This is a genomic window from Microbispora sp. NPDC049633, assembly GCF_040675265.1.
In the GTDB taxonomy this organism is placed as follows: domain Bacteria; phylum Actinomycetota; class Actinomycetes; order Streptosporangiales; family Streptosporangiaceae; genus Microbispora; species Microbispora maris.
Genome location: NZ_JBFAOO010000104.1, coordinates 1 through 26,452, shown reverse-complemented (window position 1 = coordinate 26,452; position 26,452 = coordinate 1). Strand labels below are relative to the sequence as shown.

The window sequence follows — 26,452 nt, the reverse complement described above, 5'->3', positions numbered from 1 at the left end:
CCCGCGCGCTCCCCGACGCCCCCGGCCACCCCACCCCGGTCAGCTCGCTCCAGGCGGCCGTGCCGCCCGAGGCCCTCCCCGGCGACCCGTCCGCGGCGGCCTCGGCCGTCGAGGCGATCCGGCAGGCCAGCGGCGAGGCCATGAGGGAGCTGCGCGTCACGCTGGGGCTGCTGCGCCGGCCCACCGGCGAGGCCGGCGGGCGGGCGCCGGTCGGCGGGCTCGCGGAGCTGGACCGGTTGGTCGCCAGGGTGCGGGCCGGCGGGCTGACGGCGACGCTGCGGATCCTGGGCACGGCGGTGCCGGTGCCGCACGTCATCGACGTGACGGCCTACCGCATCGTCCAGGAGTCGCTGACCAACGTGTTGCGCCACGCCGCCGCGACCACCGTCGAGGTCGTGGTCCGCTACGGGAGGGAGCTGGAGATCACGGTGAGCGACGACGGACGGGGCGGCGCCCCCGGCGGCGGAGGCGAGGGGCTTCGCGGCATGGCGGAACGCGCGGAACTGCTCGACGGGAGCCTGTGGGCGGGCGAGGGCGAGGACGGCGGGTTCCAGGTCCGGGCCGTGCTCCCGCTGGCGGTCCCGGGCCGGGCCGCCCCCCCCGGGACCGCCCGGCTGCCGGCTCCGGCGGCGCAGTGAGCGCCGCCGGGGCGATCCGGGTGGTGATCGCCGACGATCAGCACCTCGTGCGGGGCGGCCTGCGGGCGCTGCTGGAGCGGGCGCCGGACATCGAGGTCGCCGGTGAGGCGGCCGACGGCGAGTCGGCCGTGGGGATGGCGCGGCGCGAGCGCCCCGACGTGGTCCTGATGGACGTACGCATGCCGGGCGTCGACGGCATCGAGGCCACCCGGCGGATCGCCGCCGACGATCGGCTGCGCACCGTGCGGGTGGTCGTGCTCACGACGTTCGATGACGACGAGTACCTCTTCGAGGCGATTCGGGCGGGCGCCGTGGGGTTCCTCCTGAAAGACACACCGCCCGACGACCTGCGCGCCGCCGTGCGGACGGTCGCGGCCGGGGACGCGCTGCTGTCGCCCGCGGTGACCGGGCGGGTCATGAGCGCGGCGGCCCTCGCCTTCACGACTGTCGACCCGGGACGGATCGCGGGACTGACCGAGCGGGAACGCGAGGTCCTCGCCCAGGTGGCCACCGGGCTGTCGAACGCGGAGATCGGCGCCGCGCTGTTCATCAGCCCCGCGACCGCCCGGACGTACGTGAGCCGGCTGCTGACCAAGCTCGGCGCCCGCGACCGTGCCCAGCTCGTCGTCGCCGGGTACGAGAGCGGGCTGGTCCGTCCGGGCGGACTGGACCGGAGCGGGACCGCTCACCCTGGCGGGTGACGACCCCCGCCTGCCCGGGCGGCCACACGGCGGGCCGGCGGCTCGGCGCTAAAGCCGGGACAGCGCGGCGCGGGCCATGGTGCGCAGGAGGTCGGCCATGGCCTCGGGGGCGAGCTCCCCGGCGCTGCGCGGGGTGGAGTTGAGCAGGCCGAAGACCGCGTGCGTGGCGGCGCGCAGCCGCGCGGGCGGGCAGGCGGGGTGCAGCTCGGACAGCACGGTCACCCACTCCTCGGCGTACAGGCGCTGCAGCCGCCGGATGGCCCGCCGGGCCTGCTCCGGCACGTTGTCCAGCTCGCGCTCGTGCACGCGGATCAGCGCGGGGTGATTCAGCGCGAACTCGATGTGCCCGGACAGCAGCGCGTCGAGCGCGGCCTCGGCGGTGTCCGGGTCGGCGGTGGTGGCCAGCCGTGCCCCCTGCTCGCGCAGCCGTTCGCTGATGTCCAGCAGCATCTCGGCGAGCAGGGCCTCCTTGCCGCTGAAGTGCCGGTACAACGCCGGTCCCGACACGCCCACGGCCGCGCCGATGTCCTCGATGGACACGCCGTGGAAGCCGCGTGTCGCGAAGAGGCCCGCGGCGGCGTCGAGGATCTCGGCCCGCCGGTTGCGGGTAGGGGTCTTCACGGTCCTCCCGGTCTTCACGGCACCATGGTAGACGGAGTCTGTTAACGATGACTAACATCGTGACATGAGCACGAGTGACTGGCCGGCGCTGGAGAGCCGGTGCGACCCGGGCGGCGAGCCGTACAAGCGCAACGCGGAGGCGAACGAGCGCCTGGCGGCGGACCTGCGGGAACGGCTCGCGGCGGCGGCGCGCGGCGGCCCCGAGCGGGCCCGGGCCAGGCACGTTCAGCGCGGCAAACTGCTGCCCAGGGACCGCGTCGACACGCTCCTCGATCCCGGCGGGCGATTCCTGGAGCTGTCCCCGCTCGCGGCCACCGGCATGTACGACGACCAGGCCCCCGCCGCGGGGATCATCACCGGCGTGGGACGGGTCGCCGGGCGCGAGGTCGTGGTCGTGGCCAACGACGCCACCGTCAAGGGCGGCACGTACTACCCGATGACGGTCAAGAAGCACCTGCGCGCCCAGGAGGTCGCCCTCCACAACAACCTGCCGTGCGTGTACCTGGTCGACTCCGGCGGCGCCTTCCTGCCGAAGCAGGACGAGGTCTTCCCCGACCGCGAGCACTTCGGCCGCATCTTCTACAACCAGGCCACCATGTCGGCCCGGGGCATCCCGCAGATCGCGGCCGTGCTCGGCTCCTGCACCGCGGGCGGGGCGTACGTCCCGGCGATGAGCGACGAGGCCGTGATCGTGCGCGGCCAGGGCACGATCTTCCTGGGCGGGCCGCCGCTGGTGAAGGCCGCGACCGGTGAGACCGTCACCGCCGAGGAGCTGGGCGGCGGCGAGGTCCACGCCCGCGTCAGCGGCGTCACCGACCACCTCGCCGAGGACGACCCGCACGCCCTGAAGATCGTGCGGGACATCGTCGCGTCGCTCGGCCCCCGGCCGCCCCGGCCGTGGGAGGTGGCGCCGTCCGAGCCGCCGCTGTGGGACCCGCGCGACCTGTACGGCATCGTCCCCCAGGACACGCGCCAGCCGTACGACGTGCGGGAGGTGATCGCCCGGGTGGTCGACGGCAGCCGGTTCTTGGAGTTCAAGGCCGAGTACGGCCCGACCCTGGTCACCGGGTTCGCCCGGATCCACGGCCACCCCGTGGGGATCGTGGCCAACAACGGCATCCTGTTCGGGGAGTCGGCGCTCAAGGGCGCCCACTTCGTCGAGCTGTGCGACCGGCGCTCGATCCCGCTGGTGTTCCTGCAGAACATCAGCGGCTTCATGGTCGGCAAGGCGTACGAGGCCGGGGGCATCGCCAAGCACGGCGCGAAGATGGTGACGGCGGTGGCCTGCGCCCGGGTGCCGAAGTTCACAGTGGTCATCGGCGGCTCGTTCGGCGCGGGCAACTACGCGATGGCCGGCCGCGCCTACTCGCCCCGGTTCCTGTGGATGTGGCCGAACGCCCGCATCTCGGTCATGGGCGGCGAGCAGGCCGCCACCGTGCTCACCATGGTCGGCGACGCCGACGCCGACGAGATCCGGGCGCAGTACGAGCACCAGGGCAATCCCTACTACTCGACGGCGCGCCTGTGGGACGACGGGGTGATCGACCCGGTGGACACCAGGACCGTCCTCGGCCTGGCGCTCGGCGCCGCCGCGAACGCCCCCCTCGAACCCGTCGGCTACGGCGTCTTCCGGATGTGAGGTCGACCTCGTGATGTTCACCAGTGTCCTGATCGCGAACCGGGGTGAGATCGCCGTCCGGATCATCCGCACGCTCCGCGCGCTGGGGATCCGCGCGATCGCGGTGCACAGCGACGCCGACCGCGACGCCCGTCACGTGCGCGAGGCCGACCTCGCCGTCCGGCTCCCGCGCGGCTACCTCGACATCGACGGGATCGTCGAGGCCGCCCGGGCGAGCGGCGCCGAGGCCGTCCACCCGGGATACGGCTTCCTCGCCGAGAACGCCGGGTTCGCCCGCCGCTGCGCGGTCGAAGGCCTGGTGTTCGTCGGCCCGCCGGCCGGGGCCATCGAGGCCATGGGCGACAAGATCCGGGCCAAGGAGACGGTCGCCCGCGCGGGCGTGCCGGTCGTGCCCGGCGGCGCGGAACCGCACGACGACCTGGCCGAGGTCGCCGCGCGCATCGGCTTCCCCGTGCTGATCAAGCCGTCGGCGGGCGGGGGCGGCAAGGGCATGCTGCGGGTCGAGTCCGCCGACGCCCTGGCCTCGGCCGTCGAGTCGGCCCGCCGTACGGCCACGGCGGCCTTCGGGGACGGCACCCTGCTGATCGAGCGGTTCGTGGACCGGCCCCGGCACATCGAGATCCAGGTCATGGCCGACGGCCACGGGAACGTCGTCCACCTGGGCGAGCGCGAGTGCAGCCTGCAGCGGCGCCACCAGAAGATCGTCGAGGAGGCGCCCTCGCCGCTGCTCGACGAGGAGACGCGGGCCCGCATGGGCGCGGCGGCGGTGGAGGCCGCCCGGTCGGTCGGCTACGTCGGCGCCGGCACGGTCGAGTTCATCGTCCCCGGCTCCCGTCCCGGCGAGTTCTTCTTCATGGAGATGAACACCCGGCTGCAGGTCGAGCACCCGGTCACCGAGATGGTCATCGGCCTCGACCTGGTCGAGCTGCAGCTGCGGATCGCCGCGGGGGAGCCGCTGCCGTTCGGACAGGACGAGGTGCGCCTGCGCGGTCACGCCGTCGAGGCCCGCGTGTACGCCGAGGACCCCGCCCGCGACTTCCTGCCGACGGGCGGCCGGATCCTGGCCCTGCGGGAGCCCGCGGGCGAGGGCGTGCGGTTCGATTCCGGGCTCACCGGCGGGATGACGGTGGGCAGCGACTACGACCCCATGCTGGCCAAGGCGGTGGCCTGGGCCTCCGACCGGGCGGGCGCGCTCGCGGCCCTCGATCGGGCGCTGGCCTCGACCGTGATCCTCGGGGTCACCACGAACATCGGGTTCCTGCGCGCGCTGCTGGCCGACCCGGAGGTCGCGGCCGGGCGGCTCGACACGGGGCTGGTCGAGCGGCGGCTCGCGGACGTCGTCGGCGGCCAGGTGCCGGACGAGGTGCTGGCGGCGGCCGCGCTCGTCTTCCACTCCGGCTTCGACCGCTCCGCCTCGGGCGACCCGTGGGACGTGGCGGACGGCTGGCGGGTGGGGGAGCCCGCCTGGACCGTGCACCGGCTCGGCGTGCCCATGCCCGTGCGGGTGCGGGTGCGGGGCGCCGCCGGAGACGCGGAGATCGAAGTTAACGAGCGTTCACTCGGCCGGGCGCGGCTCGAGCGGACCGGCTCCGAGGAGGCGGCGGTCACCCTCGGCGGTGTCACCCGCAGGTACGCGGTCGCCCGGAACCGCGACACGGTGTGGCTCGCGGAGGGGGGCCGCGCCTGGCCCGTCACCCGGCACGAACCGGGCGACCCGCAGGACCGGCAGGGCGGAGCGCTCGCCGGCGACGGGGTCGTACGCAGTCCGATGCCGGGAACGGTGCTGCTGGTCAAGGCGGCCGAGGGCGACCGGGTCAGCGCGGGACAGCCGCTGGTCGTCGTGGAGGCGATGAAGATGGAACACACCCTGACGGCGCCGGCCGACGGCGTGCTCGCCGAGCTGAGGGCCCGGCCGGGCCAGACGGTGGAGCTGGACGCGGTCCTGGCGCGGGTGACGCCGTGCGAGTGACGATCTACGAGGTGGGCCCGCGCGACGGCCTGCAGAACGAGTCGGCCGTCGTGCCGGTCGAGGTCAAGCGCGAGTTCATCGGACGGCTGGCCGAGGCCGGGCTGACGACCATCGAGGCGACGAGCTTCGTCCACCCCAAGTGGGTGCCCCAGCTCGCGGACGCGGGCGAGCTGCTGGAGAGCCTGCCCCGGGTGCCCGGGGTCCGCTATCCGGTGCTCGTCCCCAACGAGCGCGGCCTCGACCGGGCGCTGAAGCAGGGGGTGGCCGATATCGCGATCTTCGGCAGCGCCACCGAGTCGTTCGCCCAGCGCAACCTGAACCGGACCGTCGAGTCGCAGTTCGATATGTTCGCCCCCGTCGTCGAGCGGGCGCTGGCGCACGGCATGCGGGTCAGGGCGTACGTGTCGATGTGCTTCGCCGACCCGTGGGAGGGGCCGGTCGCGCCCGCGCAGGTCGCCCGCGTCGGCCGCAGGCTGCTCGACCTCGGCTGTTACGAGCTGTCGCTGGGCGACACCATCGGCGTCGGCACGCCACGGCACGTCGAGGCGCTGCTCGACGCCTTCGCCGAGGCGGGGGTCGGGCCGGACCGGCTCGCCGTCCACTTCCACGACACCTACGGCCAGGCCCTCGCCAACACGCTCACCGCGATCAGGCGGGGGATCACGGTCGTGGACTCCTCCGCCGGCGGCATCGGCGGTTGCCCGTACGCGAAGAGTGCCACCGGCAACCTCGCGACCGAGGACCTCGTCTGGATGCTCGACGGCCTCGGCGTCGAGACCGGGGTGGACGTCAGGTCGCTGGCCACCACCAGCCTCTGGCTCGCCGGAATCCTGGGCCGGCCGAGTCCCTCCCGCGTCGTCCAGGCTCTCGCCAGGGAGATTCCCGCGGATCTCGCCGTAGTGAGGATCGACCAGGCGGATGCATCGCAAGGCGGAGGAGGAGCCCATAGCGGAGCTATGGGCGACGACGACAACGAAGCGAGGCGCCGCGTGGGCGACCGCAGTAGGCGAAAGATCCAAGGGAAGCGACCGGAGGAGATTTGAGATGCTCAACGACGAGCACGTCGAACTGCGCAAGTCGGTCGAGGAGTTCGCCCGCGAGGTGGTGGCCCCGGTCATCGGGGACTACTACGAGCGCTGCGAGTTCCCGTACGACATCGTCCGGAAGATGGGCGCGATGGGTCTGTTCGGCCTGCCGATCCCGGAGGAGTACGGCGGCATGGGCGGCGACTACTTCGCGCTGTGCCTGGCACTGGAGGAGCTGGCCAGGGTCGACTCCTCGGTGGCGATCACGCTGGAGGCGGCGGTCTCGCTGGGCGAGATGCCCATCCTCCGGTTCGGCACCGACGCGCAGAAGCAGCGGTGGCTGCCGAAGATGGCGGCGGGGGAGATCCTCGGGGCGTTCGGCCTGACCGAGCCCGGCGGCGGGTCCGACGTGCCGGGCGGGATGCGCACCACGGCCGTCCTCGACGGCGGCGAGTGGGTGATCAACGGCTCGAAGGCGTTCATCACCAATTCGGGCACCGACATCACCGGCGTGGTCGGGGTGGCGGCGATCACCGGCCGCCGCGAGGACGGCAAGCAGGAGATCTCCACGATCCTGGTGCCGTCGGGCACGCCCGGCTTCACGGTGTCGAAGAAGTACTCCAAGGTCGGCTGGTCGGCCTCCGACACCCGGGAGCTGTCGTTCACCGACTGCCGGGTGCCGGAGGAGAACCTGCTGGGCGAGCGCGGCCGGGGCTACGCGCAGTTCCTCCGTACGCTCGACGAGGGCAGGGTGGCCATCGCCGCTCTGTCGGTCGGCCTCGCCCAGGGGTGCGTGGACGAGTCGCTGCGCTATGTGGGCGAGCGCCGGGCCTTCGGCCGGGAGATCGGCCGCTACCAGGCAATCCAGTTCAAGATCGCCGACATGGAGGCCAGGGCGCACACGGCCCGGCTGGCCTACTATCACGCCGCCGAGCGCATGCTGGCGGGCCTGCCGTTCAAGAAGGAGGCCGCGATCGCCAAGCTGGTGTCGTCCAACGCCGCCATGGACAACTCCCGTGACGCCACCCAGATCTTCGGCGGGTACGGCTTCATGAACGAGTTCCCCGTCGGCCGCTTCTATCGGGACGCGAAGATCCTGGAGATCGGCGAGGGCACCAGCGAGGTGCAGCGCATGCTCATCGCCCGCGAACTCGGCCTGCCCGCCTGAGCCCGCCCCGCCTTCGCCGATCCGAGCTCGGCAACTCACCCGTTGTAAGCCGACCACGATTCACGCCTCGCCGAGTCCGGGCTGATCTTCACTCCAACGTGATGAGGTCTGCGACGCCACGAGTTCAATCCCAGGTAGAGCGCGTGAGCTTCTCGTTCGTGCTCCGCGACATCTCCTGGGTCGCCTCCCATGAGCTGGTGCGGCACCGGGCCGGGCTCTCGGCCACCTCCGGTGTCATGGGCCGGCAGGCCTGGGCTCCGCAGCGGCGTGGACGTCGTCGGCCAGGGCGGCGAGAAGGTCGACCGACTCGCGCACGTACCGCCAGGCGGTGGCGGTGCCGATCGCGAAGCCCGCAGCCAGGCGAGCATAGGCGCCCCCCGTTGCGCAGGTGAGCCAGTGCCGGCAACGCCTGCTGCCCGGGCTTCAGGCGCCGCCACCGGCTGCGGCGTTCGGCGCGGCGGACGCGGACGAGTTCGGACAGACGGGCAAGGGTGCGGTTCGTCAGACGTCCGCTCATGACTTCGGTGGTGCCGTTGACCGCCCCCGCCCCGCCCCAGCTCACCGACACAGTGCACGAAACGACATCAAGTGTGCAGAAAAAGACAAGACACTCATATCCGTTCGCTTGCATGCTGGTTCCGGTGGATCCCGGGAAGCGGTCGAAGCGTAGCGACGCGGGATGAAAAAGGCTCACTGTGATCAGGCCCGCTGTCGATGCGACGAGGCACACATGGTCGGAGGATGCGCTTCCCGCCTTAGTTCAGGGGGTTGACTCACGCACTTCACGCAGGACACTCTCCATCTGTAAGTGCAAATTAGGCTTATCCGTATCAAATGGACGATTCGCGTCTCGCTCTGCGAAGGAGATTTCCGTGCAAACCACAGGATCCTCACCCTCGCCTACACTCAAGAAGAGCCGTTCCAAACTGACCCGCATTGTCGGCGTGATCGGCATGGTAGTCGCCGGCTTCGGCGGCACGCTCTTAATGCCAGGCCAGGCGAATGCTGACGGTACGTACCGGTGGCAAAACGTCTGGACCGGCGGTTACCTCGAAATCTGGCAGTCCAGCACGAGCGACGGTGCCCGGGTGATCACCTGGCCATACAACGCCAGCTCATTAAATCAGTGGTGGACCGACTACAAACAATCAGATGGATACTACAGGTTGGTCAACTACAACAGCGGGAAGTCTCTGGACCGGTACGACCCGCCAGGCTCCGGTGAGGCCGACTGCAGCGTCTACCAGTATTACTGGACGGGGCAGTCGTGGCAGCACTGGAGGATCGCGAGCGCCTGGTCCAACTCCTACGGCCGCTACTTCGACCAGTGGATCAACAAGGCGGGCTGTAACGGCAACGTCTATTGGGACCATCTGACTTCATCGTCGAACGGGGATAGCGCATCGCTCGATTACTCCGACCACTGCGAATACGATATGGGCTACCCCCAAGCGAGGTGCTGGTGGAAGCGGAACGGCGTCTAGGTCTTCGGGAAGGTGACTTGTAATGCCATACAACCCCCGCGTGCTCGTGCTTTCGGTGCTTGCGCTCGTCGGAACGGTCTCAGGGTGCGGCGCTTCAGCGGCTACAGTGACCGGGGCGGAGCCTCAACCGGTCACGTCCCAGTCGTCGGCCCTATCCGAACTGCCGCCAACCAGCGGCCCGCCCGTGGCCACCCCGACTGCCGAACCGTCGGTTGGCGCCATTCCGCACATTAGCGACGCCAGACCGGTGCCGATGCCGCTCGACCGTTACATGACAGCCATGGACGACGTCAAGCGCATTGACAAAGCCCGCGACATCGCGGCTGCCGCATGTATGCACAGGCTCGGTTTCACCAAGTGGACGGCAGACACCATCCGCACCTGGGACCCCGCTGACTACACCGAGTACGACTACGTGGAATACCTCGATCCGGATCTCGTGGCCAAGTCCGGATACCCGCGGCCGGCAGCCGGAGGAGCGAGCGTAAGCGCCCTTCGTGAGGATGGTCGCCCGCGGCATGAGCCCACGAAGGAGGAGCGCAATGCCTTCGAGGGCGGGGCCAGGCAGACGGCCGCAGGTAAAGCCATCCCCGCGGGTGGCTGCGTCGAAGACGCAAGCTCACGGATTCACGGAGGCGAAGCCCGCCTCCCGGTCGACCCGCGGTCGCTGGCGGTGGATTCCCGACTGTCAGCATTGCATGACAGCAGGGTTCGGGAGGCCTTCGCCGCCTGGGCCGCGTGCATGGCACGCCATGATCTTTCGTACCCGGACCCGGTGCTGTTGCGCAACGACCCGAGATGGGCCTCTCGAGAGGCGTCGGAACCCGCTAGCGAAGAAGAGCGGAAGACAGCGTTCGCCGATGCGACATGCCAGGCGGAAGTCAATCTGGCTGGCGTTTACAAAACCGTGCGAGCTGCTTATGAACAGTCCCTGGTTGAGCAGAACAGGTCGAAGCTGGCCGAGGCTGGACCCGTTTTCCAGACCTGGGTCGACAACGCAAAGGCTCTGATCAAGTCAAACGGCTCCTGATAGGGCAGCCTCTGACGACCTGGCCGACCGGATCCTGACCTTCGGCCGTTCGCCGGAATCTCGCCTCGAGGCTGCTGATGGATGTCAGGAAGGTGCACCTGATCTGCAGGATGCGATCCGCTGGAGATCGAATCCAGGCGAAGAGGGTGCACCTTCCGGTGAACGGGACGGCATGGGATCGCCGCCTTCGGTGCGAGAGGACGGCAAAGATGCTCGTAATTGAACAGACAAACGCACCTCCATCCCTTGCACGAAGGGAACCAGCAGTGCCTGCTGCCAGGGCTTGCGGCTTCGCCGCCATCCCGGGCTCGCCCGGCCCCAGATGGCGCAGCGCGGCCTGATTCAGACCGCCGACCTGGCGCGACCAGGGCAGTCGCGCGATCGCGGCGGGCACGCCGGCGATGCTCATATCTCCGTAACGGGGTCGCCGTCGGCGAACGCGCTCAAAGCGGTCATCGCCGCTCGACCAGGTCTCTGTGCCAAACGCCCGTCGCGAGGGCGAGGTCTCAATAGGTCGGATTTGCGGCCCCGCAGAGAACGGGACATGACCATGAGTTGAGATCTTGCACGCCTGACGTTCGGATGGTGTGTCCACCCGCAGCACAGAGCGTTGCTGCCACATGCCTGAGATAGGGGAGTCAATGATCACGCGCGGCGCCTTACTCGCACGTATCGCGGCCCTCGCCTCACTGGTGGTTCCGTTGTTACCAGTCGTTCATGCCACCGCAGAGTCCGGCCCTGATCGAATGGGCCCGCAGGCGACGACTTCGCAGATGCGATCCAGGGATGACTCCGCCGCCCGAGGCCCCGGGGGTTCGGTGGACAGTTCCCGACGTGACGCGGTGCTGGCCAAAGGCTGGCGTGAATCGCCGGATGTGGCGGTGGCGACCGCTGGGGACGGGTCGGGGTTCCATGTGCTCATGGCGCGGGCGCGTGATGGATACGAATGGCGGACGCTGGCGACCTTGAGCGAGCCGGGCATGGACACCGACCAATGGATCGGGAACGCGTGCCTGACTGGAACCGGCGAGCACGTCATGGTCGTCTACGCCCCGCGCCACTTCACCAACCGTGCCCGGCTCTTCGCCCGGGGCGCCTTCGCCGCAAGCGTCGACGTGGACAGCGGCGAGGTGACGAAGCTCAAAGATCAGGTCACTTTGGCCTACTTCAACCCTGGCTGCAGTGCGGACGGGACGGTCGCGCTCACCCAGGGCGCGGATGAGGAGCACCGAACCAGCCGGCTCCTGCGGGTGGAGACCCGCAGCGGGAAGGTCACCGATTCGGTTGTGATCCCCGGGCAGATCACTTCGGCCGTGCCGTACGGGGACGGCTTCGTAGCCGCCCAAGGTAATGCGCTGGTGTCGCTGTCCACTGCCGGAAAGATGAAGAGCCTGGCCACGGCAGCCTCCGTACCGTTCGACGTACACGTGGACGCGGAGGGGGGCGTGGCGTTCGCCGAGCAGGCCGGCGGTGACGTCACCGTCCGCTATCACGCGAGGGGCAAGACGCGGACGTTGGCGAAGGGCCGGCTTGGAGCGTTGTCGGTCCGTTCCGGGGGCGACGGCAGGGTCTTCCTTCTGGGTGAGGCGGACGAGGTCCGGAGCCTGCCGGGGAAGATGAGCCTCCTGCCCGGCCCTGCCGCCGGGCAGATCTCTTCGGACGGGAAGCTGGTCGTGAAGAGCGCTGCTCGAATCGGCCTCAGGGAGGGACTGCGTACGGATCCGAAGGACACCGATATCTCGGGCGTCGGAAAGGACAGCGGGGGGCCCGAAGCGATCGACGTGGCGGCGGAGGTCCCGGCGACAGAGGCGAAGCTGGACTTCGAGGTCTCACCGGCGGCGAGGCAGGCCCCCGAAATCCGTACGGGAAGCGTGCCGAACCCTCGTCTTGCGGCAATCGGCACAAGCAGTGCGAAGAAGCCCGCGGGAGCGGCGGATAAGACGGCCGGCACGTCCGCGAGCGGAGCCATCATGGCCGCGGAGAGCCCGATCGACGACGGGTACACCTGCGCTGTCCCGCGTAACGATCCGAAACTGCAGGTCTATCAGCCGCACTGGCGCCAGGTGGAATGGGCGGTCGATCAGCTGGTGCAAAAGCGCCTGACGGTGACGCGTACCAACTGGAAGAGCCTGGACCTGACCAACTGGTCTCCGCAGGCCGAGTTCCCCGCCCACAACCTTGAGGGAGGAGGGCGGGTGCCGACGAACATCATGCTCGGCATTCTCGCTCAAGAGTCGAACCTCTGGCAGGCCCAGCGGAGGGTCGCCGAAGGGGAACTCGGCAATCCGTTGGTGGGGAATTACTACGGGGTCGACATCTACGACAGCGATCCCTCCAATGACTGGGCCATCGACTTCTCCAAAGCGGACTGCGGGTACGGCATATCGCAGCAGACCGACGGCATGCGCAAGGCCGGATCGGAGCGGCCGGGGGAGACGGCGTGGCCGGTGAACAAGCAGAAGGCGGTGGCTCTGGACTATGTCACCAACATCGCGGCGGGGCTGCGCACCCTGACGGAGAAGTGGAACCAGATCTGGATCGACACCGGTGGCGCCATGAAGGCGAACGACGGCACCGCGGCCAAGCTGGAGAACTGGTATTACGCGATCTGGGCCTACAACTCCGGCTGGCATCCGAAAAACGAGGCCAACGGCACCGATGCCAACGGCCAGCCGAACAACGGTGCCTGGGGGCTCGGGTGGACCAACAACCCTTCCAACTCCTACTGGAAACCGGGCAGGCACCCGTTCCTCGACGGGAACACGTACGCGGACGCGGCGACGCCGCAGTACTGGCCCTACCAGGAGAAGGTGCTCGGCTGGGCGGCCTGGCCCATCACCAAGACCTACTGGGACCCGGCTCAGGGCAAGAACGTGGAGCAGGCCGGCTACAACGCGGCGTGGTGGAACCACAACGACTACCGCTCGGCCGTGGTCCCCGTCATCCAGAAGGTGAACCTCTTCGCCGTTGACGCCAACGCCTTCTGCACCGCTGACAACAACTGCCGGCCCGGCACCACGAACTACGAATCGCCGGCGACCAGCACGGCGGGAACCTGCCTGCGGGCGGACTTCAAATGCTGGTGGCACCTGCCGAAGGTCTGGAAGAGCAACTGCTCGGCCCAGTGCGGGAACGAAGGCACGATCCGCTACTCGGACGACATCTGGAAGAGCACCGAACGGGAGGACCCCCAGGACTACTGGTATCCATGCCGGACTCCCGGGCTGCCGTCCGGCGCGAAGATCGTCGATGACGTGCCCAGCACGGTGCCGGCGTTCCGCGGGGGCTGTGACAACAGCGGCTGGACCAATTCCGGGACTTTCTCGCTCGAGTTCGGCCGCGATTCCGCCGGCCGCGTGCCGGCCAAGGCGGATTTCCAGCAGCTCGGCAACGGCTTCGGCGGCCACGAGTGGTTCGGCTACGCGCGGAACGCGAGCCACAACGGGGCCGTGATGAGAGTCATCGGCACCTGGACGCTGAACCAGCAGATCAACGGCCCGGCACAGGTATTCGTGCATCTGCCGGACCATTATGGCTACACGAGGCAGGCGCGTTACGACGTGCACACCGCCCAGGGCATCAGGTCGAGGGTCATCTCCCAGCGGCCGGTGAAGGCGAATGCGGGGCAGCAGGCCAACCGCTGGGTGTCACTCGGCGTCTTCGCCTTCTCCGGCACGCCGAAGGTCTCCCTGAGCACGCTCAACGGCGAGGGCGTCGGGGACGAGAGCGTGGTCTTCGACGCAGTGGCCTTCTTCCCGACCACCTGTCCGTAAACGCGCACGTCAGTAGGCGGAGCCTCGAAGGCCGCGGCTGAAGTCCGCGCTGCGACAAGGCTGCCCAGTCCATCTGTTCGTCGTGTCCCCCGATAGGCGGAGCATTGTTACCTCCACATCGAAACCGTCTCCTGATACGGCTGGCGGCGCTGACGGTGGTCGGCGTACTCGCATCGGTTCTCCAGTCGGCCACGCCGTCGAACGCCCAAGCGCCGATGTCGGCTCCGACTCCGGCGGCCGTCTCGCCCACACCGGATCCGATCCTGGGCAACGAGACGCCCCGGCCCTACCGACCGGTAGAGCGGCCGGAGAGCGAACTACACAAAAAGCCGGCACCCCGCAAACCCGACTTCGCCGATGACGACATAATCTCCAAGGCCTGGTCACGAGGAGAGATCGGCGTCGACGAGTACGTCCGGAACACCATCCTCAAAGTCGCGGATCCGAGCCGGCTCCCGAAGAAATTCAAGTCGGACGCGAAAACGACCCACGAGGACAGTCTCACGCTGACGTACGCGCTTTCGCTGGTGGACCAGACGTCGGCGGAGACGCAAGCCTGGGTAAGGAGCCTCGCTGTCCGGCCAGGGGAGAGCCGCGCCTCAACCCAGTCGGCATCCTCCTGGGTCGACTGCGCCACGCCCTACACCCAGTTCCTGAGCTGGTTCACCTGTAAACGGTCGTTCTCGATGAACCATCAGTTCGATATCTACTACAACATCGAGGGGTTCTCCGTGAACCCCGACTACAACATCCCGATGGACGGGATTCCGAATGTCGACGTGGCCCCGGTGAACGGCGTCCCCGACGCGATCGACAAGATCGAGGCGTCAATGCGGGTGGCCTGGGCGCAGTACCAGTCAATGGGATATGGCCTGACTGGGAGCAAGACCGAGGTGTACGTCGGTTTCGACATCAACAACAACCCCGGTCTGACCTTCCCCTTCGGGGACATAATCAACGGTGGGGCGGTCATCTTCCTGCCGACGGACCCCGCAGACAAAGTCGATGAACAAGGCAATCCCTATCGCGACGAGAGCGCATACACCTATCTCATCCGGCACGAACTATTCCACGCGGTCCAATACCACTTCATTCCGAACCTCAACCTGCTCGGAGGCCTCACCACGGTCAACTGGTGGATGGAAGCGACCGCAGAATGGGCGGTAGACGTGGTGTATCAGCGAAACGACCCTCAGGGGCCAGGGTGGGATTACTATTCCAGAACCCTGCACTCGTTTCTTGGTAATCCGGAAAGCGCGGTCAACTCGAGCGACGGCCTGGCCGGAAGCAGGCAGTACGGAGCCTTCATATTCGCGCAGTACCTGACTGAGCGCACCGGTACGGTCGACTTCGTCAGGAAGACTTGGGAGGCGATAGACAGCACGCTCATCGTGCAGCCGATCGAGGCAATCGATCAGGTTCTGGCCGGCTACGGCCTCGACCTGAGAAACGAGCTGTTGGGGTTCGCGGTAGCCAACTACCGGCTGACCGGAAAAACCACTGACCTGTCAGCATTCATCGGCGGCGCGGACGGCTATTCGCACATACATGCGTCCAGTCTCTGGCGCGACTACGCCAAGCTCAAAGACACGTCCGACAGGCGGCCCAGGCGGTCGGCGGAGAGAACCATGAGCTGGGGTGATTCGGCCAGCGGAAGCACCGCCCTCTGGCACGGCGGCGCCTCCTATATCGAGTTGACGCCAGCCTCGGCCGGAAGCGGCAGGGTGTCCGTGCGAGTCGACGCGCCCTCTCAGGACAGGCCCACGGTGGCCAACCTGCACTACTTCCTCATCGCATGGGACAACCTGTCGTCGAGAACGCCATTGCGGTGGGCCGGTGTCGAGGCCAAGGAAGGGGAGGGCCCACGCGACCTGAGCGTGAAGATCAACGCGGGGGAGTTCGCAACGCTGATCGTGGTTCGCCCGGAACTGTGGCTGCTGTCGCTGACAATCCCGAATTACGATCCCATAAAACAGCCCGTGAACTGGACCGCCTCCATGGTGAAGGAGGCCGACGGGGAGCAGGACAACGCCCTGAACGCCATGTGGGACGGGCAGGCGAACAACGCAGGTTGCGCCGACTGGAGCGGCGGGGATGCCGCCCAGGTCGTGAAGCTGCCTTCGGGGAAGCGGGCCTGGTTCTTCTCGGACACCTTTCTCGGCAACCCGAGCAAGCGGCAGGCCGGCAGCGAGACCAGCTACATGCGCAACTCGGTGGTCATCCAGAACGGGTCCGCACTGCGCACCATCACGGGAGGAAGCACCTGCCGGGAGACGGACACGAGTACCGATTTCTGGTCTCGGTACGCGAAGACTCCGGTGGGCGAGGGTGGTCAGTTCTGGACCGGGGACTCGAAGGTCGTCGGCGGGGACGAAGTGATCAAGTTCTACTATGAGGGAATAGGGGACGAGAACACCCGTGGCGCCTACGTGAGATTTCCGATCGGCGATTTGGAGGCGAAGAGCACGCTCAACGTCACTCCGACAAGGCTGCAGGAATGCTCGCCACGGCCTCCGGCCCCTGTAATCTGGGGTTCCTCTCTTCTCAGCCACGACGGGTACACCTATATCTACGGCTGGGAGGCGAAGGGAGCCGATGCGGAAAAATCAGTCTACCTAGCACGCACGGTCGACGACTCGGATACCGACCTTGCCGACCAGAGCAAGTGGCGTTACTACGCAGGCGTGGGCAGCGACGGCTCAGTGCAGTGGACGGCCTCATGCGCCGGATCCAAGCCGTTGCAACCGAAGACGGAGATAGATTTCAGCGTAGTCCGGATCAACGGCTTGTTCTGGCTGGTGCGGCACACGCCTGCCTCTGCGGCTCCCGGAAAGATCGTCGCAATGCCCGCCAAGAACCCGTGGGGGTTCGGCTCCCAGCAGGTGGACCTGTACACACCCCCGGAGACCAAGACCAACCCCCAATACTCCAGCGTCTACGGAGCGAGGGTGCAGCCGGGCCTGCTCTCGGACACGAGCAAGGTGGTCGTCTCCTACACGGTCAGCACGAGCACCGTGGATCTAAGCTGCTGGACCCGCGGTTATTCCTTCCCCGACAACCAGTACCCCCGCTTCGTCGACGTTCCGCTGAGTCAATTCGTCACCACCAAGCTTCCGTAAGTCGAGGCGGCGCTATGAATGCGGATCCTCCGATCCGGCCGGACCTGTCTGGCGGGATCGGAGGTCGAGCTAGCACGACAGGACCGCCCCCGATGCCGGCGTCTCCCCCGTACGCTGGGGAGAGCCGGACATCTGGCGAATGTGGAACGGGTGGATGAGCATGCGGAATACGGGTGGGGCCGGTGCGATCTCCAGAGTTCGAGCGCTGACCATTGGGCTGGTGATCGTCGGTGCTCTGGTCTCAAGTGCTTGTCAACCTCGCGCCGAGGCGATGTTCCACATCATCAACTACAGTCAGGAAACCGTGACGGTGGGCTGGAAGTCGACCGGCGGGTCTTTCCTGACCCTTACTCCAGGGCAAGGACGTCCCTATGGCTTCGCGGAAAGCGCTTGCACCGATCCGGAGCCGGACGCGATCCTGATCGCGACGAGCGAGACCGGAAAGACCTATACCTACGGGCCACGGATATGCAAGGGAACGTCCTGGCTGATAGGTAGACAGTGAGCGTGGTGCTCGATGCCGCAGGTCACGCCCCGACACGGCTGGCGGCCGCTGACGACCGCCTAGCTGGAACGCCGACTCGCTCGCCCGGTCAACGTGTAGCGTGGAGCCGAAGCTGGACGGGCCGGCGATCGCCGCCCGCCACCCTCGCGCGGCATAGCCCTCGGGGCCGTTGTCCCCGGCGGGTCCGGTGGCGAGCGCGGCGGACGACCTGCCTGTGAAAGGTGCCGGAGAGCGCGACGCCACCAAATCGACATCGTGGTCTCGCTGAAGCAGGAGTCCTCACTTGCTGGGGTCAAGCTATGGCAGGACGGCGGGCGCATCCGTCGCCCATGAGCCCTATCTATCTACGGAGGTTGTACGTGCCCAGAGCGCGACGTCTTGCCCTGGCTTCGGCGGCCAGCGTGGCTGCGGTCGCAACGGCCCTGACTTCGGCATCCATTGTCAGTGCCGCCGCCCAGTCGCCGACCCCGTCGCCGGTGAATACCGCATCGCTCAACCCGCAGGAGAAGAAGCTCCTACAGTCGGATAAGCCGGCGACGATAGCGGTGGATCCCAGCACCGGCCAGATACTAGGGGTGTCAGAGGGAAAGTCGGCGGTCCTCGGTGAGAAAACGGTGAATCTGGACCCGTATACCGGCCATGCGCTATCGCTGTCCCAGAACGGCGAAAACCCCTGATGAGATATCACCTTTGACTTGACGGTCATGAGTCGGACGCTTTATGTGAGCGAGGGCGGGAAGGCTTATGCCTTCCCGCCCTCGCCCGCCTGCCGCAAGTCGGCCGTATTACTCAGTCATGGTCTTCTCGGCTGTCAGAGGCAAGGCGCTGCCGAATCGGCTCAGTAAAGAGTGACTTTGGTGCCGGTGACGAGCGCACCGTTGAAGGTGACGTACTTGTTGGGGCCCCACGGACCACTGCAGGGAGACGATCCCTGGTAGGTCCAGCAGGCTGTGCCTGTGTAGTTGCCGGTGTTGAAGTAAGACCGGTAGGGCCAGCTTCCGGTCTTCGTGCCCGCACTGCCGTAGAACCCCTGATCTGCGTACGGAGTTTGGCCGGACTTGTAGCAGAAGTCGCCTGAGCTGCAGATATTGTGCTGGCTGATCGCTGGGGTGACGATTCCGCCCTCGACCACTGACAGCACCTTGCCGGTCTGCGGGTTCACTGAAATCGTCTGGGGGGTGTTGGACTGGAGGAGCTCGAGCTGCTGCGGGCGGAGAGCTGAGATGTCGGCCGATGTCGGGATCGGAGCGGGGCCGGCGGCCATAGCCGTGTGGGGCGAGAGCAGCGCTGTTGCGGCGGTCGCGGCACCGATGAAGGAAGCCAGGGCAAGTCGTCGCGATTTAAGCACGTACTACCTCCGGTAATAGGGCGGTGAAAGTGCGCTCTGAAATCCGAGCCACCTTTGCGCCCTTCGAACATACCTCGGCCAATGGGGAATTTAATGTGACATTGATCACTGCGATTCTATTCTGGATGATTGGAGTAACGGCAATGTAGAGTCGAAGTTCGTGATCATTTATGGAAATGTGTATTTCCGGAAAGATGAGGCCTCCTGTCGGCGGTTGCGTTTAGCTCCTCTGTGTACTATCGCGAGTGCGGCCGGAATTCGGCAGAAAGGGGTGCGCCGAGGCCGGAGATCGGCCGCTATCGGAGCGTCGAGCGCTGTGGGAGCCGCCAGGAACGGAGGGCCCATATGGCGGTCGAGATCGTGTACGAGACGCATTCGATCACGGAGGACAACGAGAACGGCATCGCCACCGGGTGGCTGCCCGGCAGGCTCTCCGAGCGCGGGCGGCGGCTCGCGGCCGAGCTCGGCGAGCGGCGCGGGAACACGGGTCTGGCGGCTGTGTTCGTCTCCGACCTGCACCGGGCGGTGGAGACGGCCCGGATCGCGTTCGCCGGCACGCGGATCCCCGTCCACGAGGACGCGCGGCTGCGCGAATGCGACTATGGCGCGCTCAACGGCGGCCCGGTCTCGTCGGTCGCCGCCAGGCGGGCAGCGCACGTCGACGTGCCCTTTCCCGGCGGCCAGAGCTATCGTCAGGTGGTCGAAGCCACGGAGGGTTTTCTGCGTGATCTGCTCGCCGGCTGGGACGGTGCTCGGGTGCTCGTCGTCGCTCACTCGGCCAACAGGTGGGCGCTGGACTGCCTGCTGACCGGCGCGCGCCTCGAAGACCTGGTGGACGCGCCCTTCGACTGGCGGGAGGGCTGGCACTACACGCTGCCCAGCGGCTGGCGCGGATCCGGGAATCGGCCGTCCTCTGCGGGGGGCGATCCGCCTCCGGCCACCCGGCGTCGGCCCGAGGCGTAGGGTCCCGATCATGAGACGGATGCTCGTGCTCGGGGTGTGGGGGTCGCGGCCCTGGCCGTCGCGGGGGCCGTCGCAGGGGCCGTCGCGCTGGCGGGATCCCGCCCGTCGGGCTGCTCGGTCGGCGAGGAGAGACTCGCCGCCGCCCTCGCCGCGCTCCCCGCCCTGGACATCCGCCCGGAGGGCGCGACCTCGCGCGGCGGACGCGAGACCGGGTGCGATCGCGACGACGCGCTCGTCTCCGCCGGGCAGTCGTACGACCTGCCGGTATCCCGGACAGGGCGGATACCACGTGCGTGTCACGTCGTCCTCGGACGGTGGCGGGCGCTGCTGACGAGTCGCCCTTCAGGGCACGGTCCGGGGTGGGCCGCCGAGGTCGTCCACGCCGGTTGCCGCCATCCTCGGCCCGGAAAGCAAGCACCCCTGTTGGTGCCGCCTCCGGCGGTCCTGCCGGAGGCGGCGAGGTCGCGTCACGCGATCACGCGACGGCGGTCCCCTCGAGCTCGACCATCAGGTCGGGGATCGCCAGCCGGGTCACCCCGAGCATCGTGGTGGAGGGGGCCACCCCTGCGACGCCCAGCCGCGACGCCAGCACGCCGTAGTGCTCGAAGAGCCGGTCGACGTCGGTGGTGTAGACGTTGAGCCGGACGAGGTTGGCGAGGGACATGCCGGCCTCGCCGAGCACGGCCTCCAGGTTGTCGAGGCTCAGTGCCAGTTGCGCCGCCATGTCACCGGCGTGCCGGGGCTTGCCGTCGCCGCCCATCGCGGTCTGCCCCGCGCAGTACAGGGTCCGGGCGTGCCCGGAGACGATCTCGCCCTGGTTGTACCCCAGCTCCGTCGACCACGCCCACGGATTGACCGCGGTTCGCTCCATCGCCATATCAGCTCCATTCGATTCCTCGACGACACGTACGTCGATCGGCTCGGTAGCCGCGTCGATGAGCCTCCCAGCGAATCACGACATCCTGTGTCGTATATTTCGGTAAGTTTTCGCCGTGCGCGCCGACCGGTTGGTCTCGCTGGTACTGCTGCTGCGGCAGCACGGCCGGCTGTCCGCGGCCGCGCTCGCCCGCGAGCTGGAGGTGTCCACCCGCACCGTGCTGCGCGACATCGAGGCGCTGTCCGCGGCCGGGGTCCCGGTCTACGCCGAACGCGGGCGGCACGGCGGGTTCGCGTTGTTGCCCGGTTTCCGCACCGAGCTCACCGGACTGAACCACGACGAGGCCCTTGCCCTGCTGGTCGCCGGGTCGCGGCGCGGCGCGCAGGCGTTCGGTCTCGGCTCGGCGCTCGCCTCGGCGATGCTCAAGGTGGTCGACGCGCTGCCCGAAAGCTATCGGGACACCGCGGCCGGAGCGGCCGAGCGATTGCTCGTCGACCCGGAGACCGATCTCCTGTCGCGTCGGCTGGCCGCCGAGGAGGTGCCCGAGGCCATCGCGGCCGAGGTCCTGCGCGCGGTGTTCGCCGGACACAAGCTGCGCATCCACTACGTGGCCGTGGACCAGACGCCGAAGTGGCGCACGGTGGACCCGATCGGCCTGGTCACCGTACGCGACCGGGGCTACCTGCTGGCCACGAGGTCCGGCGCGGACCGCACCTACCGGCTGTCGCGCATCCTGGCCGCCGAGGAGCTCGCCGAACCCGCGCAGCGACCGGAGCGGGTCGATCTGGACCGGGCCTGGCAGGAACGCAGCACGCGGTTCCGGACCGGCGGCGACCAGGTCACCGTGCTGGTACGGGTGGACCCGGCGCGGCGGGAGGACCTGGTGAGCACCGCGCTGGCCGTCCGCGCGGAAGAGACCGACTCGGACGGCCGGCTGCGGCTGGAGGCGGACTTCCAGGACCCGAGGCACGCCGAATGGGCGCTGTGGCAGCTCGCCACGGACGCGGAAGCGCTGGCGCCGCAGTGGTTGCGCGACTCTCTGCACGACCGCGCCGCCGCGATCGCCACCCGCTACGGACCGTCGGCCTGACAGTCGCCGCCTTCCGCGGGCCGCGCTCTTAGCGGGCGCCGGACCGTCCACGACGGACCGGAGGGTATTCGGCAGACGACATCGGCGTCGGCGAGAGGTATTCGCCGCCGGATTCCGCGTCAGCTGCCCTCGGTGATCCACATGCAGGTCTGCGATACTCTGAAGGTCGTCTCGACTCCATATTCCGGATCGCCCGGGAGCCACTGGTACTCGTCGGATGCTGCCGGGTCAGTTGGGAAATGCATGTATCTGCTACTGCTGGTCAGCAGTACTGCGCCGCAGCCGTCCTGATCGTCCAAGGCCTTGATGGTGTTGGAGATGTCCGGGTTGATCTTCTGTGCGGCCTCGAGATAAGTCGCTCCTGCCCGGGCCATGACAAAGAGATGCGTGTGACTGCAATGCGTGTAACTCCTGTTGCTCCCGATTTTGCCGCTGGTGCACACAGGCGGCGACGGCTCGTCCCTCATGAATCCTTCGACGAGTGCATTGGCCGGAGTGGCTGACGCGACGAGTGCGGCGACAGCCGCAGCAAATACCAGACCGGAGGCGCGAGTTATCTTTCTCATGCGCGGAAATTTACGGCGCCCCGGATGCGACTTTCTTGCGTGATACTTGCATGCGACTTACAGCGGTGTCGCCCCGTACCGTGCCCCGGCGGCTCGCCCTGACCGGATCAGCGGGCGGGCGGTGCGAACTCGGGCTGGTCGAGCACGCGCAGCCAGCTCCCGTCGGGCTGGCGCCGTACGACCTGGGCCCGGGCGCCCGCGCCGTCCTTCGGCGGGGTCGAGGTCAGTGCGAGGTCGCCGCTGACCAGGGTCGGGAGGGGCTCCTCGGGCTCGAAACGGGGACGGTTCACGAGGACCTTCTCCCACAGGGCGCGGATCGCCTCCCGGCCGGCCGTCACGCTGCCCGGCGGGTAGGCCAGCACCGCGTCCTCCTCGTACAGCGCCGCCACGCCCGCGGCGTCCCCGGCGTTGGACCGCTCGACGAACAGGCGGGTGATGTCCTCCGGCCGCATGGCCTTCTCGTACTCCGGCATGGTTCCTCCCGATCTCTTGTACGGTCTCCAGCCTGCCGAGGGGCAGGCGAGAAGTCCAACAGATGGATCTGATGGAACCTAGAATCGATGGTTATGGAACTGCGTCAGCTGGAGTATTTCGTCGCGGTCGCCGAGGAGCGTAACTTCACCCGCGCGGCCGAGCGGGTGCACATCAGCCAGTCCGGCGTGAGCGCGCAGATCCGGCAGCTCGAACGCGAACTCGGCGCCGAGCTCTTCGACCGGTCCGCACGGAGCGTCACGCTCACCGTCGCGGGGAAGGCCGCGCTCGATCATGCCCGCGCCGCGCTCGCCGCCGCCGGGGCGCTGGGACAGGCGGTGGGCGAGGTGACCGGCCTCATCCGGGGCCGGCTCACCGTCGGGATGGTCGTCGGCTGCACCGTCACGCCGCTGTTCGACGCCCTCGCCGCGTTCCACCGGGCCCATCCGGGGGTCGAGATCGCCTTGCTGGAGGACACCTCCGACCGGCTCGTCGACGGGGTGCGGTCCGGCGCCCTCGACCTGGTCCTCGCCGGGCTCGCCGCCGCCCCGGAGGACCTGGAGACGTTGACGGTCGTCAGCGAGCGGCTCGTCGCCGCCGTCCCGCCGGACCACCCCCTCGCGACCCGGGGCGCCGTCACCCTGCGCGAGCTCGGCTCGCACCCGATCGTCTGCATGCCCGCCGGCACCGGTCTGCGTACGGTGTTCGACCGGGCCTGCGCGGCCCGGGACGTCCAGCCGGTGATCGCGCTGCAGGCCGGGGCGGCCGACGCCGTCGCGGATCTCGCGGCCCGCGGGCTCGGCGTCGCCGTCATCAGCGAATCGATGGCCGCGGCCCACCGCGACCGGCTCCTCGCGCTCACCATCGCGGACGTCGAGTCGCCGGCGCTGCTCGCCCTGGTGTGGCGCGGCGGGCACGGCCCCGCCGTACGCGAGTTCGTGCGGCAGGCCCGCCGGGCCTTCACCAGCGCGCCGGCGTGAGAACCGCCGGAGGACCCCTTGATTGGACGTATGTGCCCAGTTACTCCTGGGGTCCCTTCATGGGGTGACCCGCCCCGCTACCGACGCGTGGTCCATCTCGCCCCGATATCAGGAAATCAGGCCGGCCGTTCCGGCACGTTCCTCAACGGCCCGCCGATCGCCTGATCAGACGATGAACGTGTACACATTCCCCGCGATGTTCATCAACTGCCCGTTGGTCGGGTACCCGTTCTGGCGCTGATCATTGTTCTGCAACGGGGCGCCGACGGCCAGGACATAGTTCTGCCCCGCCGCCAGTGCAGCTGCTCCGCCCGCGATCGTCACCGCGAACGAGTTGGCGAGCTGCTGGCCAAGCGTGCCCACCGCTAGGTGCATCGCTCCCGGTAAAGCCCCGGCCGGGTAGATGTAGACGTTCATGTCACTGTCCTTTGGATTGGGTTGCCGGACGCGTCATGTCGTGCGGCCCGACCATATAGGCGCAGGCATCCGTTCTCCTACTCCGAATTCGATCCGGGCCGGCATATTCAGGTACCTATTGCGGCCCATAATCGGTCGCAGACAACATAATCCGCGAATTATCGCCACAAAGCGCCCGAGATATGGTCCCGCCGTGATTCAGGCTTCGGTGGGCACCGGAATCGCGGAGCCCGGCCAGTGCCTTGGTCGCGCTGCGGGGCCTCCGCGGCGAGCGTGACCACCGTTCGCCGGCAGGATCGAGCGAGCGCGCTGGTACCGACCACAGCGGCGCTCGCCACCAGCACGTCGTACGGCAGGCCGGTCGGGCCTTCACCAGCGCGCCGGCGTGAGAACCGCCGGAGGACCCCCTGATTGGACGTATGTGCCCGGGTACTCCTAGAGTCCCTTTCATGACGTCTGGTGATCTCCAGCTCCGGAGGGCCGAGAAGAGCGACGCGGACGAGATCTTCGCACTCGCCCGCGAGTTCGCGCTGACCTTCCGCCCCGAGCGCGCGCCGTTCGACGCCGCGCTGCCGCAACTCCTGGAGAACGAGGACGCCTTCCTCATCGTCGCCACCGTCGACGGGACCGTACGCGGCTACCTGCTGGGCTTCACCCACCTCACGCTGTTCGCCAACGGCAGGGTCGCGTGGGTGGAGGAGGCCATGATCGAGAGCAGCTACCGCCGTCACGGCATCGGGCGCAGGCTGCTCGAGGAGTTCGAGACGTGGGCACGCTCACGGCAGGCCGGGTACGTCGCGCTGGCGACCCGGCGGGCCGCCGAGTTCTACGGCGCCCTCGGCTACGAGATCTCGGCCACCTACTACCGCAAGATGCTCAGACCGAAGATCTGATTTCCTCCCCCGCGACCCGCGGCTGCCCGGCCCCCCGCGCGTCGCGCCGTACGCCACGCGCGGGCGGGGACGGTCAGACCGAGGACGTGAGCTGGGCGTCCAGGCGGTATCCGTCCACGGTCACGTAGACGGAGTCGCCGGGCCGGGCGTTCAGCCGCATCAGGACGGGCTGGAGCGAGTCGAACACCGGCTGCCGGTCGCGCCACACCAGGACGACGGCGTTGTCCCCCGGGCCGGTGACCGACAGCAGCGTCCCCGGGCGCATGCCGAGCTGCGCGGCGTATCCCTCGGGGACCGCCACCGGCTCGCCGCGCAGATGGCCGCTGGTGACGTCGATCCGCTGCCAGCGCCGCGGGTCGGAGGCCGGGCTCGAGGTGGGGCGGGGGTTCGGCACCAGATGCGGCCGGGGCACGCCCCCCGCCAGGTTCCCGTTCAGATTCCCGCCGAGGTTGCCGCCGAGGTTGCCGCCGAGGTTGCCGTTCAGGTTGCCGTTCGTGAGCGCGTTGAGCGCGGCGAGCGCGGTGGCGGCGTCGGGCCCGTTGTTGGCCTGCGAGGGGACCGGGATCCCGCCGCGGCCGTGGTGGTGCCCGTTCGCGCCGGGCGTACGGCGGGGCAGCGGCGTGGGCTTGGCGGCCTGCTCGGACCCGTTCCGGGTGGGCAGGGGGCCGGCTTCGGACGGGGAGCTCGCCTTCGGCATCGAGTCCAGCCACGCCTTGGCGGAATGGGCACGGATGCCGAGCTGGCCGAGCAGCTCCACGACGTCGGCGTCCGCGGGCTTGTTCGCCAGCAGCTGGCGGGTCTTGTCGCGCAGCCCCACCAGGTCGCCGACCACGAGCCAGCCGTCCTGGAGGCGGCGGTCCGGCATCAGCGTGACCAGCACCCGCCACAGCGGCGTGCCGAGCGCCGGGACCTCGACGGGGTGGGACGGGTCCGCCGCGATGAGCTGTTCCTGGGTGGCCGCGGCGCCCAGCCACTCGGTGAGCCCGAACAGGTGGCCGGTGAGCGGCGCGGAGTCGGGGGAGCGCAGCCACAGCAGCACCCGCTCCTCGGCCGTGCGCTGGGCCTGGGAGAGCAGTTCCCGGTCCACGTACGCGTAGGTGGACACGAGCGAGATCGGGGCGTGGCCGAGCAGCCAGATGTAGGAGGTGAAGCCGACCAGGGAGCCCACCAGCACC

Annotated in this window: 21 protein-coding genes and 3 pseudogenes; 16 read left to right on the top strand and 8 right to left on the bottom strand. The window is 68.6% G+C overall.

The features are described 5' to 3' along the window. Both AB0J39_RS24615 and AB0J39_RS24610 read left to right on the top strand, forming a co-directional pair. A partial coding sequence (locus AB0J39_RS24615) for an ATP-binding protein (RefSeq protein WP_363468573.1) occupies positions 1-638 on the top strand: 638 nt, incomplete at its 5' end. Then, positions 635-1,339, top strand: a complete 705-nt coding sequence (locus AB0J39_RS24610; RefSeq protein ID WP_363468571.1) for a response regulator transcription factor — start codon at positions 635-637, stop codon at positions 1,337-1,339. The genes AB0J39_RS24615 and AB0J39_RS24610, both read left to right, overlap by 4 nt. A gap of 48 nt (positions 1,340-1,387) precedes the next feature. Here the strand turns inward: AB0J39_RS24610 and AB0J39_RS24605 are convergent, their stop codons facing one another. Further along, entirely contained in the window at positions 1,388-1,978 is a 591-nt protein-coding gene (locus AB0J39_RS24605; RefSeq protein ID WP_363468569.1) for a TetR/AcrR family transcriptional regulator, read from the bottom strand. Positions 1,979-2,024: 46 nt separating this feature from the next. On the opposite strand from AB0J39_RS24605, the gene AB0J39_RS24600 reads away from it, so the two are divergent. From AB0J39_RS24600 to AB0J39_RS24585, 4 genes and pseudogenes are all read left to right on the top strand, one after another. Next, the gene (locus AB0J39_RS24600) at positions 2,025-3,599 is read left to right on the top strand and encodes a carboxyl transferase domain-containing protein (protein ID WP_363468567.1); all 1,575 of its coding nucleotides are present in this window, start codon (positions 2,025-2,027) and stop codon (positions 3,597-3,599) included. 13 nt (positions 3,600-3,612) lie between these two features. After that, the gene (locus AB0J39_RS24595; protein WP_363468576.1) at positions 3,613-5,568 is read left to right on the top strand and encodes a biotin carboxylase N-terminal domain-containing protein; all 1,956 of its coding nucleotides are present in this window, start codon (positions 3,613-3,615) and stop codon (positions 5,566-5,568) included. Continuing rightward, a pseudogene (locus tag AB0J39_RS24590) lies at positions 5,559-6,440 on the top strand (hydroxymethylglutaryl-CoA lyase); the annotation flags it as partial. The gene AB0J39_RS24595 and the pseudogene AB0J39_RS24590, both read left to right, overlap by 10 nt. 172 nt (positions 6,441-6,612) lie before the next feature. Further along, positions 6,613-7,761 carry an acyl-CoA dehydrogenase family protein gene (locus tag AB0J39_RS24585; RefSeq protein WP_363468565.1) on the top strand — a complete coding sequence of 383 codons (1,149 nt, stop codon included), beginning with the start codon at positions 6,613-6,615 and terminating at the stop codon, positions 7,759-7,761. Positions 7,762-8,022: 261 nt separating this feature from the next. Here the strand turns inward: AB0J39_RS24585 and AB0J39_RS24580 are convergent. Then, positions 8,023-8,278: pseudogene (locus AB0J39_RS24580) on the bottom strand (transposase family protein); the annotation flags it as partial. Positions 8,279-8,633: 355 nt separating this feature from the next. Here AB0J39_RS24580 and AB0J39_RS24575 point away from each other — a divergent pair. From AB0J39_RS24575 to AB0J39_RS24550, 6 genes are all read left to right on the top strand, one after another. Further along, positions 8,634-9,245, top strand: a complete 612-nt coding sequence (locus AB0J39_RS24575) for an RICIN domain-containing protein (RefSeq protein WP_363468563.1) — start codon at positions 8,634-8,636, stop codon at positions 9,243-9,245. 184 nt (positions 9,246-9,429) lie between these two features. Further along, positions 9,430-10,275, top strand: a complete 846-nt coding sequence (locus AB0J39_RS24570; protein ID WP_363468561.1) for a hypothetical protein — start codon at positions 9,430-9,432, stop codon at positions 10,273-10,275. Between the two features lie 842 nt (positions 10,276-11,117). After that, positions 11,118-14,048, top strand: coding sequence for a hypothetical protein (locus AB0J39_RS24565; protein ID WP_363468560.1), 2,931 nt, complete (start codon positions 11,118-11,120; stop codon positions 14,046-14,048). A 155-nt stretch (positions 14,049-14,203) separates the two neighbouring features. Then, the gene (locus AB0J39_RS24560) at positions 14,204-17,167 is read left to right on the top strand and encodes a hypothetical protein (protein WP_363468558.1); all 2,964 of its coding nucleotides are present in this window, start codon (positions 14,204-14,206) and stop codon (positions 17,165-17,167) included. Between the two features lie 154 nt (positions 17,168-17,321). Beyond that, positions 17,322-17,672: a hypothetical protein gene (locus tag AB0J39_RS24555; RefSeq protein WP_363468556.1), complete on the top strand. Its 351-nt coding sequence runs from the start codon at positions 17,322-17,324 to the stop codon at positions 17,670-17,672. Positions 17,673-18,073: 401 nt separating this feature from the next. Continuing rightward, on the top strand, positions 18,074-18,349 hold the full coding sequence (locus tag AB0J39_RS24550) for a hypothetical protein (protein WP_363468554.1): 276 nt from the start codon (positions 18,074-18,076) through the stop codon (positions 18,347-18,349). Between the two features lie 161 nt (positions 18,350-18,510). Here AB0J39_RS24550 and AB0J39_RS24545 read toward each other — a convergent pair whose 3' ends face one another. Then, a complete protein-coding gene (locus AB0J39_RS24545; RefSeq protein ID WP_363468553.1) occupies positions 18,511-19,020 on the bottom strand; it encodes a hypothetical protein in 510 nt (169 codons plus the stop codon). Positions 19,021-19,365: 345 nt separating this feature from the next. Here AB0J39_RS24545 and AB0J39_RS24540 point away from each other — a divergent pair, with 345 nt between their 5' ends. After that, the gene (locus tag AB0J39_RS24540; protein WP_363468551.1) at positions 19,366-19,983 is read left to right on the top strand and encodes a histidine phosphatase family protein; all 618 of its coding nucleotides are present in this window, start codon (positions 19,366-19,368) and stop codon (positions 19,981-19,983) included. Positions 19,984-20,458: 475 nt separating this feature from the next. Here the strand turns inward: AB0J39_RS24540 and AB0J39_RS24535 are convergent, their stop codons facing one another. Beyond that, complete coding sequence (locus AB0J39_RS24535; protein ID WP_363468575.1) at positions 20,459-20,854, bottom strand: RidA family protein; 396 nt, start codon at positions 20,852-20,854, stop codon at positions 20,459-20,461. Positions 20,855-20,975: 121 nt separating this feature from the next. On the opposite strand from AB0J39_RS24535, the gene AB0J39_RS24530 reads away from it, so the two are divergent. After that, positions 20,976-21,950: a WYL domain-containing protein gene (locus AB0J39_RS24530; RefSeq protein WP_363468549.1), complete on the top strand. Its 975-nt coding sequence runs from the start codon at positions 20,976-20,978 to the stop codon at positions 21,948-21,950. Positions 21,951-22,069: 119 nt separating this feature from the next. Here the strand turns inward: AB0J39_RS24530 and AB0J39_RS24525 are convergent, their stop codons facing one another. Together AB0J39_RS24525 and AB0J39_RS24520 are read right to left on the bottom strand one after the other, a co-directional pair. Next, positions 22,070-22,516 (bottom strand): hypothetical protein, encoded by a 447-nt coding sequence (locus AB0J39_RS24525; RefSeq protein ID WP_363468547.1) that lies wholly within the window; start codon positions 22,514-22,516, stop codon positions 22,070-22,072. A 107-nt stretch (positions 22,517-22,623) separates the two neighbouring features. Continuing rightward, positions 22,624-22,989, bottom strand: a complete 366-nt coding sequence (locus AB0J39_RS24520; protein ID WP_363468545.1) for a nuclear transport factor 2 family protein — start codon at positions 22,987-22,989, stop codon at positions 22,624-22,626. Positions 22,990-23,082: 93 nt separating this feature from the next. Here AB0J39_RS24520 and AB0J39_RS24515 point away from each other — a divergent pair, with 93 nt between their 5' ends. Then, entirely contained in the window at positions 23,083-23,967 is an 885-nt protein-coding gene (locus tag AB0J39_RS24515) for a LysR substrate-binding domain-containing protein (protein WP_363468543.1), read from the top strand. Positions 23,968-24,132: 165 nt separating this feature from the next. On the opposite strand, the gene AB0J39_RS24510 is transcribed toward AB0J39_RS24515, so the two are convergent. Then, entirely contained in the window at positions 24,133-24,384 is a 252-nt protein-coding gene (locus AB0J39_RS24510; protein ID WP_363468541.1) for a hypothetical protein, read from the bottom strand. A 449-nt stretch (positions 24,385-24,833) separates the two neighbouring features. Between AB0J39_RS24510 and AB0J39_RS24505 the strand changes: the two genes are divergently transcribed. After that, positions 24,834-25,277: a GNAT family N-acetyltransferase gene (locus AB0J39_RS24505; protein WP_363468539.1), complete on the top strand. Its 444-nt coding sequence runs from the start codon at positions 24,834-24,836 to the stop codon at positions 25,275-25,277. A gap of 73 nt (positions 25,278-25,350) precedes the next feature. Here the strand turns inward: AB0J39_RS24505 and AB0J39_RS24500 are convergent. Then, positions 25,351-26,452 (bottom strand): annotated as a pseudogene (locus tag AB0J39_RS24500) (hypothetical protein); the annotation flags it as partial.

Bases quoted from the DNA above. Each gene is read 5' to 3' on its own strand.
- AB0J39_RS24535 (WP_363468575.1), bottom strand. From the start codon at position 20,854: ATGGAGCGAACCGCGGTCAATCCGTGGGCGTGGTCGACGGAGCTGGGG.
- AB0J39_RS24520 (WP_363468545.1), bottom strand. From the start codon at position 22,989: ATGCCGGAGTACGAGAAGGCCATGCGGCCGGAGGACATCACCCGCCTG.
- AB0J39_RS24555 (WP_363468556.1), top strand. From the start codon at position 17,322: ATGAGCATGCGGAATACGGGTGGGGCCGGTGCGATCTCCAGAGTTCGA.
- AB0J39_RS24595 (WP_363468576.1), top strand. From the start codon at position 3,613: ATGTTCACCAGTGTCCTGATCGCGAACCGGGGTGAGATCGCCGTCCGG.
- AB0J39_RS24525 (WP_363468547.1), bottom strand. From the start codon at position 22,516: ATGAGAAAGATAACTCGCGCCTCCGGTCTGGTATTTGCTGCGGCTGTC.
- AB0J39_RS24505 (WP_363468539.1), top strand. From the start codon at position 24,834: ATGACGTCTGGTGATCTCCAGCTCCGGAGGGCCGAGAAGAGCGACGCG.
- AB0J39_RS24585 (WP_363468565.1), top strand. From the start codon at position 6,613: ATGCTCAACGACGAGCACGTCGAACTGCGCAAGTCGGTCGAGGAGTTC.
- AB0J39_RS24515 (WP_363468543.1), top strand. From the start codon at position 23,083: ATGGAACTGCGTCAGCTGGAGTATTTCGTCGCGGTCGCCGAGGAGCGT.
- AB0J39_RS24540 (WP_363468551.1), top strand. From the start codon at position 19,366: ATGGCGGTCGAGATCGTGTACGAGACGCATTCGATCACGGAGGACAAC.
- AB0J39_RS24600 (WP_363468567.1), top strand. From the start codon at position 2,025: ATGAGCACGAGTGACTGGCCGGCGCTGGAGAGCCGGTGCGACCCGGGC.
- AB0J39_RS24510 (WP_363468541.1), bottom strand. From the start codon at position 24,384: ATGAACGTCTACATCTACCCGGCCGGGGCTTTACCGGGAGCGATGCAC.